Source organism: Rhodococcus sp. SORGH_AS_0303 (genome assembly GCF_030819335.1).
Classification (GTDB): Bacteria; Actinomycetota; Actinomycetes; order Mycobacteriales; family Mycobacteriaceae; genus Rhodococcoides.
This window is the reverse complement of the sequence record NZ_JAUTBO010000001.1, coordinates 3246161-3259560: the sequence shown is the minus strand read 5'-3', so window position 1 is coordinate 3259560 and position 13400 is coordinate 3246161. Positions and strand designations below refer to the sequence as shown.

The following is a 13400-nucleotide window of genomic DNA, read 5'->3' as shown; positions in this document are numbered from 1 at the left end:
GTCACAGCGACGCGACGAGGGCGTTCAGAGTGGCGGAGCTGCTGTGCGCGGGATGCCACCCGAGGTCGCGCTTGGCCTTCGAGGTGTCCATGACGACGGACGTCCGTCCCACGTGCACCCACTCCACCATCGACGGGACGAACGGGAGGGTGCGGATCACCGCCGACGCCGCAGACCCGAGGAGGGACGGCACCCGCACCGGGAAGGCGCCCAGCGCGGCCGCCACCTGCGACAGGGACACCACCCCGTCGCCCGCGATGTTGTACGGGCCGGGAGGTGCGTCCGTGGTCGCGGCGAGCGCGATGGCCGTCGCCACGTCGTCGTGGTGCACCAGTTGCAGCGGGTGTCCCGGGTCGGGGAACACCGGACGCACCGCGCCGACCACGGCCCCCAATGGTGCGGGGAGCTGGGCGGCGATCGAGCGCCACGGCATGGAGTCGGCCAGGGCGGGCGCTTTCGGGCCGGCGACGATGCACGGCCGCAGGACGTACACCTCGAGGTCCGATCCCGCGGTGACCTCGTCGAGGACCTCCTCGAGTTCGGCCTTCTGCTCGGAGTAGTAGTGTGCTCCTTCGATCCGCGCGTCGGCGTGTCCTCGGTCAGCGGCACCCGGTTGTCCGAGTGATAGCCGTACGCGGCGACGGACGAGGTGTAGACGAGCCGTGTCGGCCGCGCGGCGGCCACCGTCGCCTCGAAGACGGTGCGAGTCCCGGCCAGGTTGATCCGTGAACTCTCGGCACGCGATCCCATGATGAGGAAGGCGAGGTGCACCACGACATCCGCCTCGGCGACGAAGGCGTCCACCGCCTCACGATCGAGTATGTCGCCCTGCCGGTACTCCGTCTTCGTCCAGCCGTGCTCGTCCACGTCGAACGGTCGTCGCGCCATGCCGAGGATGCGGTCCACGGCCGGATCGCGCTCGAGCGCGTCCACCGCCGACATGCCGATCTCGCCGGTCGGACCTGTCACTGCCACTGTGAGTCCCATGGGTCGATGATGCCCGCTGACGTCGGGATTCAAGCAAGGTTCGGTGGGAGTGAGAGACTGCGACGATGCAGGATCCGGACCATGTTCTCGGCGCGCTCCGTCGCTCACCCGATGCCGAGGCGCCCAATCTCCACGCCGTCGACGCCTCCGACCGGTTGATCCTGGCCGAGGCCGCGGAGTCGACCTCCACCGCCGAGCCCGGGTCGGTCGCGGTGATCGGCGACCGGTACGGCGCGCTGACCCTCGGGACCGCCGCTGCGCACGGCCTCACCGGCATTCGCGTGCACCAGGATCCCCTCACCTCCGAGCTCGCGCTGGCCCGCAACGCCGGCGCGCTCGGCCTCGGCGACGTCTACACGAGCCACGCGTTGGACCGAGAGTTGCTCGACGGTGCGACCGTGGTGCTGCTGCAGCTTCCCCGCGCCCTCGCCGAGCTCACCGAGATCGCCGAAGCCGTTGCCCGCTGGGCGGATCCGTCGGTCCGCGTCATCTCGGCGGGTCGACTCAAACACATGAGTCGGTCGATGAACGACGTGCTCGCCGCGAACTTCACCGACGTGGCGGCCACCCGCGCGGCGCAGAAGTCCCGCGGGTTGGTGGCGACCGGGCCGCTGCCTCGCGAGAGCGCGACGTACCCCGTGTCGACCGTTCTCGCCGATCTGGACCTCACCGTGGTCGCCCACGGTGCCGTCTTCTCCGGGGACCGGCTGGACATCGGCACCCGGTACCTGTGCACGTTCCTCGACCGGATGTCGCCCGACGCGCGCCGCATCGTCGATCTGGGGTGCGGGACCGGCATTCTCGCGGTCCTCGCCGCGCGCCTGCGGCCGGACGCGGAGGTGGTCGCCACAGACCGCTCGGCCGCGGCGGTGGCCTCGGCGGCGGCCACGGCGGAGGCGTCCGGCGTGCGGGTCACGGCGCGTCGGGACGACGCCATGGCGTCGGAGGCGCCCGCGAGCGCCGACGTGATCCTGTGCAATCCACCGTTCCACGAGAACGCGGCCGTGCACACCGGGGGAGCGGAGAAACTGTTCGCGGCCGCGCGGACCGTCCTGCGCCCCGGCGGCGAACTGTGGGCGGTGCACAACTCACACCTGCGGTTCCGCTCCATGCTCGCGCGCATGGTCGGGCCGACGGAGGTGATGGGCCGCAACGACAAATTCACCGTCACCCGGTCGATCAGGTGACGGTGAATGTGTCGGCCGCACAAGTCAGGCGGACGTGACTCAGTCGAAGTAGGAGCCCGCGTCCTCGGGGGTACCGTCGATCTGGCCGCGGTGCGTCGCGGAGTTCTCCACCACGACTCCGTCCACCACGTCCGCGTCCTTCACGGCGGCGCCGTCGGTGCCGTCGTCCTCCGTGGCGTCCGCGATGTAGTCGTTCTCGTCGTCGCTGTCGATGATGCGGTCGACGAGCTCCTCGGTCAGATCGTCGTCGGGTGTCGCCGCGACCGGAACGTCGAGCTCCTCCTCGAGCGGGACGTCGGGGACTTCCTCGGCCAGCTTCTGGTCGAGGCTCTCACCCTCACGCGCCTCGCGTTCGGTGGTGCCGAACTTGTCGGCCTCGGTCCACGAGTCCGGCGGGGTGACCACGTCGTCGACGTCGTCCGTGCCTCGGATCTCGTCCGAGTCGAGACTCTCACTCTGGTCCAGCGTGTCTCCGGGTCCGTCTTCGATGCTCATGAGGAAGAAGGTGCCCGGATCGCCCGAGCGACAAACGTGAGCGGACAAACGTGCGCCGACCGTGTGTACTGATGCGGTACTGCGCTGGGGGAACGGCGACGTCCGCCCGGTACAGTCCGTTTTGTCCGATGGGAACTTTTCCGTCGCATCCGAACGTTGAGAGATACACAGGCTCCACCACACGAAAGGGATGAGACACGGTGCGCACTTCCAGCAACCCGGTGTTCCGCAATCTGCCCAAGCAGGCGGGAGGCGGATATGCCTCCTTCGGTTCGGCCGCCGCCGGTGCCGGTGCGGTCACCCAGCAGTACGGCTCCCCGCAGGGACAGCCGCAGCCGTACCAGACCGGTCCGCAGCAGCGTGCGATGACGATCGACGACGTCGTCACCAAGACGGCCACCACCCTCGGTGTCCTGACGGTGTTCGCCATCGCGTCCTACGTGCTCGCGAGCAACAACCCCGGCCTGGCCCCGATGTTCGTCATCGGCGGCGGACTCATCGGCTTCGTCCTCGTCCTCGTGGCGACGTTCGGCCGCAAGATGGACAGCGCGCCCCTGGTGCTCGCGTACGCGGCCTTCGAGGGCGTGTTCCTCGGTGCCCTGTCGCTCCTCTTCACCGGTCCGATGTTCGGCGTGAGCAACGGCAGCTCGCTCATCGTGCAGGCTGTGCTCGGTACGTTCGGCGTGTTCTTCGGCATGCTGATCGTCTACAAGACCGGCGCGATCCGCGTGACTCCTCGCTTGACCCGCATGATCGTCGGCGCCCTCATCGGCGTGGTCGTACTGATGCTCGGCAACCTGATCGCCAGCTTCTTCATGGACGGCGGTTTCGGTCTGCGCGACGGCGGACCGATCGCCATCATCTTCAGTCTCGTCTGCATCGGCCTCGCAGCGTTCAGCTTCCTGCTGGACTTCGACCAGGCCGACCAGCTGATCCGTGCCCAGGCACCGGAGAAAGCTGCCTGGGGCGTCGCGCTCGGTCTGACCATCACCCTCGTCTGGCTGTACGTCGAGATCCTGCGACTGCTGAGCTACTTCAACAACGACTAGTTCCAGCGGTAGTCGTCACAGCCGACAGCCCCCGTCCTCCTCTCGGAGGGCGGGGGCTGTCTGCTGTACGAGACCGACTCAGCTGAGGCGCTCGAGCACCATGGCCATGCCCTGTCCGCCGCCGACGCACATGGTCTCGAGACCGAACTGCTTGTCGTGGGCGCGCAGGTTGTTGAGCAGGGTCGCGGTGATGCGGGCACCGGTCATGCCGAAGGGGTGTCCGAGGGCGATGGCGCCGCCGGAGACGTTGAGCTTGTCCTCGTCGATCTTCAATTCCCGTGCGGAGCCGATCACCTGGACGGCGAAGGCTTCGTTGATCTCGACCAGGTCGATGTCGTCGATGGTCTTGCCGGCGAGCGCGAGCGCCTTCTTTGAGGCCTCGATGGGGCCGAGGCCCATGATCTCGGGCGAGAGGCCCGAGACGCCGGTGGACACGACGCGGGCGAGCGGGGTCAGCCCAAGCTCCTTGGCCTTGGTGTCGGACATGATCACCAGTGCCGCGGCGCCGTCGTTCAGCGGGCAGGCGTTGCCGGCGGTGATGGTGCCGTCCGGGCGGAAGACCGGCTTGAGCTGCGAGATCTTCTCGTAGGTGGTGCCGGCGCGGGGGCCGTCGTCGGTGCTGACGACGGTGCCGTCGGGCAGCGTGACCGGGGTGATCTCGTTCTCGAAGTGGCCCTTGGCGATGGCTTCCTCGGCGCGGTTCTGGCTGCGGACGCCCCAGTGGTCCTGCTCCTCACGGCTGATGCCGGTGAGCTGGGCGACGTTCTCCGCGGTCTGGCCCATCGCGATGTAGGCGTCGGGGAGGTTGCCGTTCTCGCGGGGGTCGGACCAGGTCTGGCCACCCTCGGCGATCTTCTCGGTGCGGGCCTGGGCGTCGGCGTAGATGGGGTTCTGGGTGTCCGGGTAGGAGTCGGAGTTGCCCTTGACGAAGCGGGAGACGGTCTCGACTCCGGCGGAGATGAACACGTCGCCCTCGCCGGCCTTGATGGCGTGCAGTGCCATGCGGGTGGTCTGCAGCGACGAGGAACAGTAGCGGGTGATGGTGGTGCCGGGGAGGAAGTCGTAGCCGAGCTGGATGGCGACGTTGCGGCCGATGTTGAAGCCCTGCTCGCCGCCGGGCAGACCGCACCCCATGAGGAGGTCGTCGATCATGGTGGGGTCGAGGGCGGGCACCTTGTCGAGGGCTGCCTTGACCATCTGCGCTGCGAGGTCGTCGGGACGCATGCTCACGAGCGACCCCTTCATCGCGCGCCCGATGGGCGAACGGGCCACGGACACGATCACTGCTTCTGGCATGGGAGGACTCCTGGGGTTGGCGACGATATGACTGGAGGGTAACTCTCGTCCGGTGGGCCCCCGGTCACTGCAGGGCGTCTCGCGGCCGTAGCCGCGACACGTGGCGGTTGGCCGAGGCGGTGAGGCGGGAGACGAGGCGACGCTGCTCGGCGACGTCCGACACCGTGGGCAGCGTCGGCAGGGGGCCGCCCGCCCATTCGCCCAGCGCGGCCGCCAGCACGGGCAGGATCTGCTGGGCAGCGAGTTCGTATCCGGCCGCGGACGGATGGAAACGGTCGGCCGAGAACATCCGCTCCGGTGCCGCGAGGAACTCCGGGGCGAGCAGATCCGCCAGCGCGACGGGGTGGCCGCCGGCGGCGAGCGTCGCCGACGTCTGAGCCCGCGCGAGTCGGTGGCCCCACGTCCGCACGACAGCGCGGAGCGGCTGCGGGATGGCGGTGACGACACCGAGATCCGGGCACGTTCCGACGACCACGACGGTGCCCTCCGCCCGCAGGCGACGCACCGCGGTACGCAGACGCTCGGCCGAGGCCGCCACCGCATGCTTCTTGGTGACGTCGTTGGCGCCGATGAAGACGACGGCAGCGTCGGGCCGGTCGTGGTGGGCGACCAGCATCGCATCGACCTGACCCTCGAGTCCCTTGGATGTCGCGCCGGGAATGGCCTTGGTGCTCAAACGGATCCGCTTCCCGCTCTCGTCGGCGAGACCCCGCGCGATCAGCACGCCCGGCACCTCGTCCGCGACGACGCAGCCCATGCCGGCCGCCGTCGAGTCGCCGAAGATCATCAGGTGCAGGTCGGACTGCACGCCGGGGCGCCACCGCTGCGGGACGCGCGCACCCGGGGCGTACACACCGTCGGCCTCGGGCGGCCGGTCCGTGCTGCGGCCGATCACGGTCCGGGCAGCGGCCGCCTGCGCCAGCAGGTGCCGGTACGCGGCCCAGGACAGCGTTCCCGCGCCGGATCCCGCGACGACGGTGGCGGCTCCCGCCACCGCTGCCTGTCGCCACCCACCGCGACCCGAGCCGCCCTGCTGCATCGCACCTCCGTTCACCTGTCCGATTCTAGGTGCGCCGACGGTGGTGCCGTGCAGTGCGATCGCCGCAGCGCGACCAGGCTCGGTGGGTGTCCGGCCGGACATCTGGGAGGATGGACGCATGCGCATTGCAAACAGCGTCGTCGACCTCATCGGCAACACCCCGCTGGTGAAGCTGAACACCGTCGTCGCCCCCGGGTCCGCACTCCTCGCCGCCAAGGTGGAGTACCTCAATCCCGGTGGCAGTTCGAAGGACCGCATCGCCGTCAAGATGATCGAGGCGGCCGAGGCGTCCGGTGAACTCAAGCCCGGCGGCACCATCGTCGAGCCCACCTCCGGCAACACCGGAGTCGGCCTGGCCCTCGTCGCACAGCAGCGCGGCTACAAGTGCGTCTTCGTGTGCCCCGACAAGGTCGGCGAGGACAAGCGCAACGTTCTACGTGCCTACGGCGCGCAGGTCGTCGTGTGCCCCACCGCGGTCGCCCCCGAGGATCCGGACAGCTACTACAGCGTCTCGGACCGCCTCGTGCGCGAGATCGACGGTGCCTGGAAGCCCAACCAGTACGCCAATCCGGGTGGTCCGCAGAGCCACTACGAGACCACCGGACCCGAGATCTGGAACGACACGGACGGCAAGATCACGCACTTCGTCGCCGGCGTCGGTACCGGCGGCACCATCACCGGAACCGGTCGCTACCTCAAGGAGATGTCGGGCGGTGCGGTGAAGATCATCGGTGCCGATCCCGAGGGTTCCGTCTACTCGGGCGGGACCGGCCGGCCGTACCTCGTCGAGGGCGTGGGCGAGGACTTCTGGCCCAGCGCGTACGACCCGTCGATCCCGGACGAGATCATCGCCGTGTCCGACGCCGACTCGTTCGAGATGACGCGTCGCCTGGCCCGCGAGGAGGGCCTGCTGGTCGGCGGATCCTGCGGTATGGCCATGGTCGCCGCGCTGCAGGTGGCCGAGCGCGAGGGCCCGGACGCCCTCGTCGTCGTCCTGCTGCCCGACGGTGGTCGCGGCTACCTCGGCAAGATCTTCAACGACAAGTGGATGAGCTCCTACGGCTTCCTGCGCACCCGGCTCGACGGCGGCACCGCCGAGCCCACCGTCGGTGACGTGCTGCGCGGCAAGTCCGGCGCACTGCCCGACCTCGTGCACACGCACCCGTCCGAGACGCTGCGCGACGCCATCGAGATCCTGCGCGAGTACGGCGTCTCCCAGATGCCGGTCGTCGGCGCCGAGCCGCCGGTCATGGCGGGCGAGGTCGCGGGCAGTGTCAGCGAGCGCGATCTGCTCAGTGCCGTGTTCGAGGGCCGGGCGAACCTGTCCGACGCCGTGAAGACGCACATGAGTGCGCCGTTCCCGCTCATCGGTGCCGGTGAGCCGGTCTCGGCCGCGACGAAGACGCTCGGCGACACCGACGCCGTCATGGTCGTCGACGACGGCAAGCCGGTCGGCGTCATCACCCGCCACGATCTCCTCGGATTCGTCACCACCGCGTCCTGACACACGGAACTACTGACCCATCCCGACCGGCCTCCGGCCTGCCCGCTCGTTAGGCTGGTGCGCATGAGTGAGCAGCGCAGCAAGTCCGACACGACGTCCTGGCAGGGGTTCTCCACTCGCGCGGTGCACGCCGGGTACGAGCCCGACCCGCTGACCGGTGCGGTCAACGTCCCGATCTACGCGAGCTCCACCTTCGCCCAGGACGGTGTGGGTGGTATGCGCAGCGGGTTCGAGTACGCCCGCACCGGCAACCCGACCCGGCGTCCGCTCGAGGCCAACCTGGCAGCCCTCGAGAACGGCCACTACGGTCGCGCGTTCTCCTCGGGCATGGCCGCGACGGACGCCCTCCTGCGGGCGTCGCTGCGCCCGGGCGACCACCTCGTGATCCCGAACGACGCGTACGGCGGCACCTTCCGGCTCATCGACAAGGTGTTCACCCAGTGGGGCATCGAGTACTCGGTGGCCGCGGTGTCGGACGCCGACGCCGTGCGCGAGGCCATTCGCCCCGACACGAAGCTGGTCTGGGTCGAGACGCCCACCAATCCGCTGCTCAACGTCGGCGACATCGAGGCTCTGTCGGGCGTCGCACACGAGGCGGGCGCGAAGATCGTCGTCGACAACACGTTCGCGTCGCCGTACCTGCAGCAGCCCCTCACGCTCGGCGCCGACGTGGTGCTGCACTCGACGACCAAGTACATCGGTGGACACTCCGACGTCGTCGGCGGCGCCCTCGTGTGCAACGACGAGGAACTGGACGCGTCGTTCGCCTTCCTGCAGAACGGCGCCGGCGGTGTTCCCGGACCGTTCGACGCGTTCCTGACACTGCGCGGCATCAAGACGCTCGCCCTGCGCATGGAGCGGCACAGCGACAACGCCGAGAAGATCGTCGAGCTGCTGACGGGTCACCCCGCCGTCTCCTCGGTCATCTACCCGGGATCCGAGAGCCACCCGTCCCACGCCGTCGCCGCCAAGCAGATGCGTCGGTTCGGCGGCATGGTGTCGGTCCGTCTGAAGGGTGGCCGCCAGGCGGCGCTGGACCTCTGCGCGCGCACCGAGATTTTCACTCTCGCCGAGTCGTTGGGCGGCGTCGAGTCGTTGATCGAGCATCCCGGCGCCATGACCCACGCCTCCACCGCCGGCTCGCTGCTCGAGGTGCCGGACGACCTGGTGCGCCTGTCCGTCGGCATCGAGGACGCCGCCGACCTGGTGGGCGACATAGAACAGGCGCTCGCCTGACGCTCGACGGCGAACAGGCGCTCGCCTAGGGGCATTCGGGTTTAGGGTTCCAGCCATGGATCTCCTCACCGCCGACCGGCTGGACCGCGCCACCGCGCTGCTCGCCCCGGTCATGCGCCGCACACCCCTCGTGGCGTCCCGTGTCCTGTCCGATCGCACCGACCGCCAGGTGTGGCTCAAGTGCGAGAACCTGCAGCGCACCGGATCGTTCAAGCCGCGGGGTGCGTACAACCGCATCGCGGGTCTGACCGACGAGGAGCGCGCTCGTGGGGTGGTCGCGGCCAGTGCCGGCAATCACGCGCAGGGCGTCGCGTGGGCGGCGTCGGAACTCGGGGCCGCGTCGACGGTGTTCATGCCGAACGGTGCGCCGCTGCCGAAGTTGGTGGCCACCAAGGCGTACGGGGCCACCATTCACCAGGTGGGCACCACCATCGACGAGGCTCTCCTGGCGGCCATGGCCTTCGCCGACGAGACCGGCGCGGTGCTGATCCACCCGTTCGATCACATCGACGTGGTCGCGGGCCAGGCCACCGTCGGTGTCGAGATCCTGGATCAGATGCCCGATGTGGGCACCATCGTGGTGCCGACCGGCGGCGGCGGTCTCGTCGCCGGCATCGCCGCTGCCGTCGCGTTGAGCGGCAAGGACATTCGCATCGTCGGGGTGCAAGCGGAACAGGCAGCCGCGTGGCCCGGATCGCTCGAGGCCGGTATGCCGATCTCCGCCGAACGGATGTCGACGATGGCCGACGGCATCGCCGTGGGGCGTCCCGGGGCGGTGCCCTTCGCACACGTCACCGAGATGGTGGACCGCGTGATCACCGTCAGCGAGGACGCGCTGTCGCGGGCACTGCTGCTGTGTATGGAGCGCGCCAAACTCATCGTCGAAGCCGCCGGAGCGGCTGCCGTCGCTGCGCTCATGGACCATCCCGAACAGTTCCACGGTGACGGCCCGATCGTCGCTGTCCTGTCCGGCGGCAACATCGATCCGCTCCTGCTGACACACGTCGTCGCGCACGGGTTGCGAGCGGCGGGTCGCTATCTGACGGTGCGCATCGTCATCCCCGACCGCCCGGGTGGCCTGGTGGGGGTGCTCGGCGTGGCACGCGACACGGCCGCGAGTGTGGTCGACGTGGTGCACGCGCGCACGGCAGGGCGGCTGGCGATGGACGAGGTCGAGATCATGATGACCCTGGAGACCCGGGGCCCGGATCACCGCGCCGCCGTGCTGTCGGGTCTCGCGGCCGCAGGATACGAGGCCGAAGTTCAGGAGTGATCAGGCGGCGATGAAGACCGCGGCGGAGGCGTGGTCGGCGGCGCGATCGACCAGCGCGTCGGCGCCCGCTGCCGCGGCGCGCGACAGCGCGGCTGCCACCACGGGGGAGGACGCGGCCACCGTGGCCGTGGTGGTGCCCGTGGTGGTCACCATCGTGGTTCCCGAGGCGATCGGAACGAGGCGTTCCGCCGAGCCGTCGATCACCGAGATCTGCCATCCACGAACGGGTTCCGGCCCGGCGACGGCAATGTCGGTGTCGGTCGAGTTCGCACCCGACACCGACACCAGTGCCCCGCAGGCGAAGCGGCGTGCGATCGTCGCGGCGATGCGCTCCACGACCACGGCGAGCGCTGTCGCGTCCAGATCGACTGTGGCCCAGCCGGGAAGGCGCACGCCGAGACCGTCGACCTCGATGGCCTCGTGAGTGTCCGTGCCCGAGCTGCGGAGCGGATCGACGGCGCCGGCCGTCAGGTCCGCGGCGGCGAGGGCGTGTCGCACCTGGTCCGCCAGAGCAGGGGAGACGCGCACGGTCCGGCCGAAGGAGCGGTTCAGTCGCTGCAGTTCGGAGTCCGCACGGGTGAGCGAGACGATGTCGAGCCACGTGTCCAGGGCGGTGCGCGCCGCGGCTGCCGCATCGGTGATCACGGCCGCGTCGGTGACGACCACCCGCACGTGGCGGTCGTCGATGTCGAACCCTGCGAATGCCTTCGTGGCGAGACTCATCTGGTGGCACCTCCATGGCGTTCATCGCTCGGCGAGCGCGTGCCTGTTACACCAGGGCTTCGAGCCCGGCGGCCACACGGATGGGAAACGCAGTTCGGCCCCGTACGCGAACGTGCGGGGCCGAACGACATGCGTTGTGCGAGATCAGTTGTGGTACGGCTCCGCGCTCGCGAGCGTGACTTTCATGGTCTTGCCGTTGGGCAGCGAGTACTCGCGCGTGTCGCCTACCTTGGCGTCGATCAATGCGCCGCCGAGGGGCGAGTTGGGGGAGTAGACCTCGAGCTTGCCGTCCCGTGCGCCCTCCTCACGCGTGGCGATGAGGAACGTCTCGGAATCGGACTCGTCACCGTCGTAGTAGACCTTGACGACCGACCCGGGGAGCGCGACGCCCGACTGGGTGGGAGCCTCGCCGACCTTGGCGTTGTTCAGCAGCTCCTGCAGCTGGCGGATACGCGCCTCCTGCTGGCCCTGCTCCTCGCGGGCGGCGTGGTATCCACCGTTCTCCTTGAGGTCGCCCTCTTCCCGTCGCTCGTTGATCTCCGCGGCGATGACGGGTCGGTTGGCGATGAGCTGGTCGAGTTCGCCCTTGAGCCTGTCGTGCGACTCCTGGGTCAGCCAGGTCACCTGGGTCTCGCTCATCTCGATCACTCCCTCGTGTTCTTCAGAGCCGTTCGGCTCCGGTATTCGTAGGCGGCGTGCGGTGGTGTCACCGAGCCCACACGTGAAAGAGAGCCCGCGCTGGTGCGCGAGCTCCGTCACGAGCAGGGCGTTCCGCCGGGGTGGAACGCGGTCGATGCGAACGGCCCTTGGCTCGAGTGCTCGCGTTACGCCCGTCAATGCAGCAATACACGGCCCCACTGGGTGAGCCGTGTACGAAGCGATTTTACCACGAATGAACTTCGTGGTTTCTTGGTCGGCACCCGACGGTCACCGAGGTGTGAGATGTTCCGGTACGTCCAGGCTGCATCCGTAGAGGTCGGCGAGGCCCGGCGCGGCCGAGGTGATCACGAAGCTGCGGACGTCCTCGGTGCCGTTCTCGGACGCCGGGATCAGTACTTCGCGTCGCCCGGTCTCGGTTCCGTCGCGCGATCGCGATCGGATGATGCAGACCGCGGGCTGGGACGGGTCGTCCCTGGTCACGTTCAGGCGTACGTCGACGCGGTCCTCGCCGACGATGTCGAACGACACCATGGTCCCGTCGACGTCGGGGGTGGTGAACTTGGTGTATCCGAGGTAGGCGACGGCCACGCCCAGCGCGATGACCAGCAGCGTCAGAGCCACGGCGAGGACACGGGACGGGGCGATTCCCCGACTGGTGGGGTAGCGACCCTCGGGGAGACTCTGCGGCGTGGTGGACATCGCCGTCGAACTTACCCGCGGACCCGGTACCGCCTCGGCGGGGTACCGGACGAAGTGGAACTATTGGAGGTGCCCGGACCGGAACCGGAGCACCACCGATAGTTGAAGTGAGGCACACGTGAGCGGACTGCGACTGATGGCAGTGCACGCCCATCCCGACGACGAGTCCTCCAAGGGCGCTGCCACCATGGCGCGTTACGCGGCCGAGGGCAACGAGGTGCTGGTGGTCACGCTCACCGGCGGTGAGCGCGGCGACATCCTCAACCCGGCCATGGACATCCCCGGTGTGCGCGAGCGCATGTCCGAGGTGCGCAAGGAGGAGATGGCCGCTGCCGCAGCCATTCTCGGGGTGCAGCAGACGTGGCTGGGGTTCGTGGACTCCGGTCTGCCGGAGGGCGATCCGCTGCCGCCGCTTCCCGAGGGATGCTTCGCGCTGGTGCCGCTCGAGGAGTCGACCGAGGCTCTGGTGCGCGTGGTGCGCGACTTCAAGCCGCACGTCATGACGACCTACGACGAGAAGGGTGGCTACCCCCACCCCGACCACATCCGCTGCCACGAGGTGTCGGTCGCCGCGTACGAGGCGGCCGGCGATCCCGAGCAGTTCCCCGGAACGGGCGAGGCGTGGGAGGTCTCGAAGCTCTACTACTCCCACGGCTTCATCCGCCAGCGCATGCAGTTGTTCGACGACGAGATGATCGCCTCCGGTCAGGAAGGGCCGTTCACGGAATGGCTCGCGCAGTGGCCGAAGGATCGCGGCGAGATCATGGAGCGCGTCACCACCCAGGTGGAGTGCGCGGACTACTTCCAGCAGCGCGACGACGCACTGCGTGCGCACCGCACCCAGATCGATCCGAACGGCCGCTTCTTCGCGGTCCCGGTCGACGTGCAGAAGAAGCTGTGGCCGACCGAGGAGTACGAGCTCGCGCGGACCCGCGTGCGCACGTCGCTGCCCGAGACCGACCTGTTCGCCGGGATCGAGTCCTAGATGACCGTGCTCAGCGCGTCGATCATGCTGGCGCAGAACAACACCGGGCCCGAGTTCGGTAAGGCGTCACCCGTCGGTCTCGTCATCATCGTGCTGTTGCTCATCGGTACCGCCCTGTTGGTGCGGTCGATGAACGCGCACTTCAAGAAGCTCCCGGCGTCCTTCGAGCCGGAGGATCCGACGCCGGACCAGGCGGCGGACGAGGGCACGGACCGCGGAGGCTTCCGACCCGAGCGGTGAGGGGTTTGCGACCCGAGCGGTGATTGC

13 protein-coding genes and 1 pseudogene are annotated in these 13400 nt (G+C 69.1%); 7 read left to right on the top strand and 7 right to left on the bottom strand.

Annotated elements, in window-relative coordinates; all coding sequences use genetic code 11:
- Window position 1: 1 nt before the first annotated feature.
- Window positions 2-987: pseudogene (locus QE449_RS15290) on the bottom strand (NAD-dependent epimerase/dehydratase family protein).
- Window positions 988-1052: 65 nt separating this feature from the next.
- Between QE449_RS15290 and QE449_RS15285 the strand changes: the two are divergent.
- Window positions 1053-2174 (top strand): class I SAM-dependent methyltransferase, encoded by a 1122-nt coding sequence (locus tag QE449_RS15285; protein WP_222646082.1) that lies wholly within the window; start codon window positions 1053-1055, stop codon window positions 2172-2174.
- A gap of 39 nt (window positions 2175-2213) precedes the next feature.
- Here the strand turns inward: QE449_RS15285 and QE449_RS15280 are convergent, their stop codons facing one another.
- The gene (locus QE449_RS15280) at window positions 2214-2669 is read right to left on the bottom strand and encodes a hypothetical protein (protein WP_222638201.1); all 456 of its coding nucleotides are present in this window, start codon (window positions 2667-2669) and stop codon (window positions 2214-2216) included.
- 200 nt (window positions 2670-2869) lie between these two features.
- Here QE449_RS15280 and QE449_RS15275 point away from each other — a divergent pair, with 200 nt between their 5' ends.
- Window positions 2870-3718, top strand: a complete 849-nt coding sequence (locus QE449_RS15275; RefSeq protein WP_027503947.1) for a Bax inhibitor-1/YccA family protein — start codon at window positions 2870-2872, stop codon at window positions 3716-3718.
- Window positions 3719-3796: 78 nt separating this feature from the next.
- On the opposite strand, the gene QE449_RS15270 is transcribed toward QE449_RS15275, so the two are convergent.
- The gene (locus QE449_RS15270; protein ID WP_222638200.1) at window positions 3797-5014 is read right to left on the bottom strand and encodes an acetyl-CoA C-acetyltransferase; all 1218 of its coding nucleotides are present in this window, start codon (window positions 5012-5014) and stop codon (window positions 3797-3799) included.
- Window positions 5015-5078: 64 nt separating this feature from the next.
- Window positions 5079-6053, bottom strand: coding sequence for an SGNH/GDSL hydrolase family protein (locus QE449_RS15265; protein WP_051613045.1), 975 nt, complete (start codon window positions 6051-6053; stop codon window positions 5079-5081).
- Window positions 6054-6171: 118 nt separating this feature from the next.
- On the opposite strand from QE449_RS15265, the gene QE449_RS15260 reads away from it, so the two are divergent.
- From QE449_RS15260 to ilvA, 3 genes are all read left to right on the top strand, one after another.
- Window positions 6172-7557 (top strand): cystathionine beta-synthase, encoded by a 1386-nt coding sequence (locus QE449_RS15260; RefSeq protein ID WP_027503945.1) that lies wholly within the window; start codon window positions 6172-6174, stop codon window positions 7555-7557.
- A gap of 63 nt (window positions 7558-7620) precedes the next feature.
- Window positions 7621-8793 (top strand): cystathionine gamma-synthase, encoded by a 1173-nt coding sequence (locus tag QE449_RS15255; RefSeq protein ID WP_307109077.1) that lies wholly within the window; start codon window positions 7621-7623, stop codon window positions 8791-8793.
- Window positions 8794-8848: 55 nt separating this feature from the next.
- Window positions 8849-10066, top strand: a complete 1218-nt coding sequence (gene ilvA, locus QE449_RS15250; protein ID WP_027503943.1) for a threonine ammonia-lyase — start codon at window positions 8849-8851, stop codon at window positions 10064-10066.
- Here the strand turns inward: ilvA and QE449_RS15245 are convergent, their stop codons facing one another.
- The 3 genes from QE449_RS15245 to QE449_RS15235 form a co-directional block, all read right to left on the bottom strand.
- Window positions 10067-10789 carry an FAD:protein FMN transferase gene (locus QE449_RS15245; protein WP_222638199.1) on the bottom strand — a complete coding sequence of 241 codons (723 nt, stop codon included), beginning with the start codon at window positions 10787-10789 and terminating at the stop codon, window positions 10067-10069.
- 144 nt (window positions 10790-10933) lie between these two features.
- Window positions 10934-11428 carry a transcription elongation factor GreA gene (gene greA, locus QE449_RS15240; protein WP_027503942.1) on the bottom strand — a complete coding sequence of 165 codons (495 nt, stop codon included), beginning with the start codon at window positions 11426-11428 and terminating at the stop codon, window positions 10934-10936.
- A 288-nt stretch (window positions 11429-11716) separates the two neighbouring features.
- A complete protein-coding gene (locus QE449_RS15235) occupies window positions 11717-12148 on the bottom strand; it encodes a DUF4307 domain-containing protein (protein WP_027503941.1) in 432 nt (143 codons plus the stop codon).
- Window positions 12149-12284: 136 nt separating this feature from the next.
- Between QE449_RS15235 and mca the strand changes: the two genes are divergently transcribed.
- Complete coding sequence (gene mca / locus QE449_RS15230; protein WP_037184227.1) at window positions 12285-13133, top strand: mycothiol conjugate amidase Mca; 849 nt, start codon at window positions 12285-12287, stop codon at window positions 13131-13133.
- The gene (locus QE449_RS15225; protein WP_204866685.1) at window positions 13134-13373 is read left to right on the top strand and encodes a hypothetical protein; all 240 of its coding nucleotides are present in this window, start codon (window positions 13134-13136) and stop codon (window positions 13371-13373) included.
- Window positions 13374-13400 lie beyond the last annotated feature (27 nt).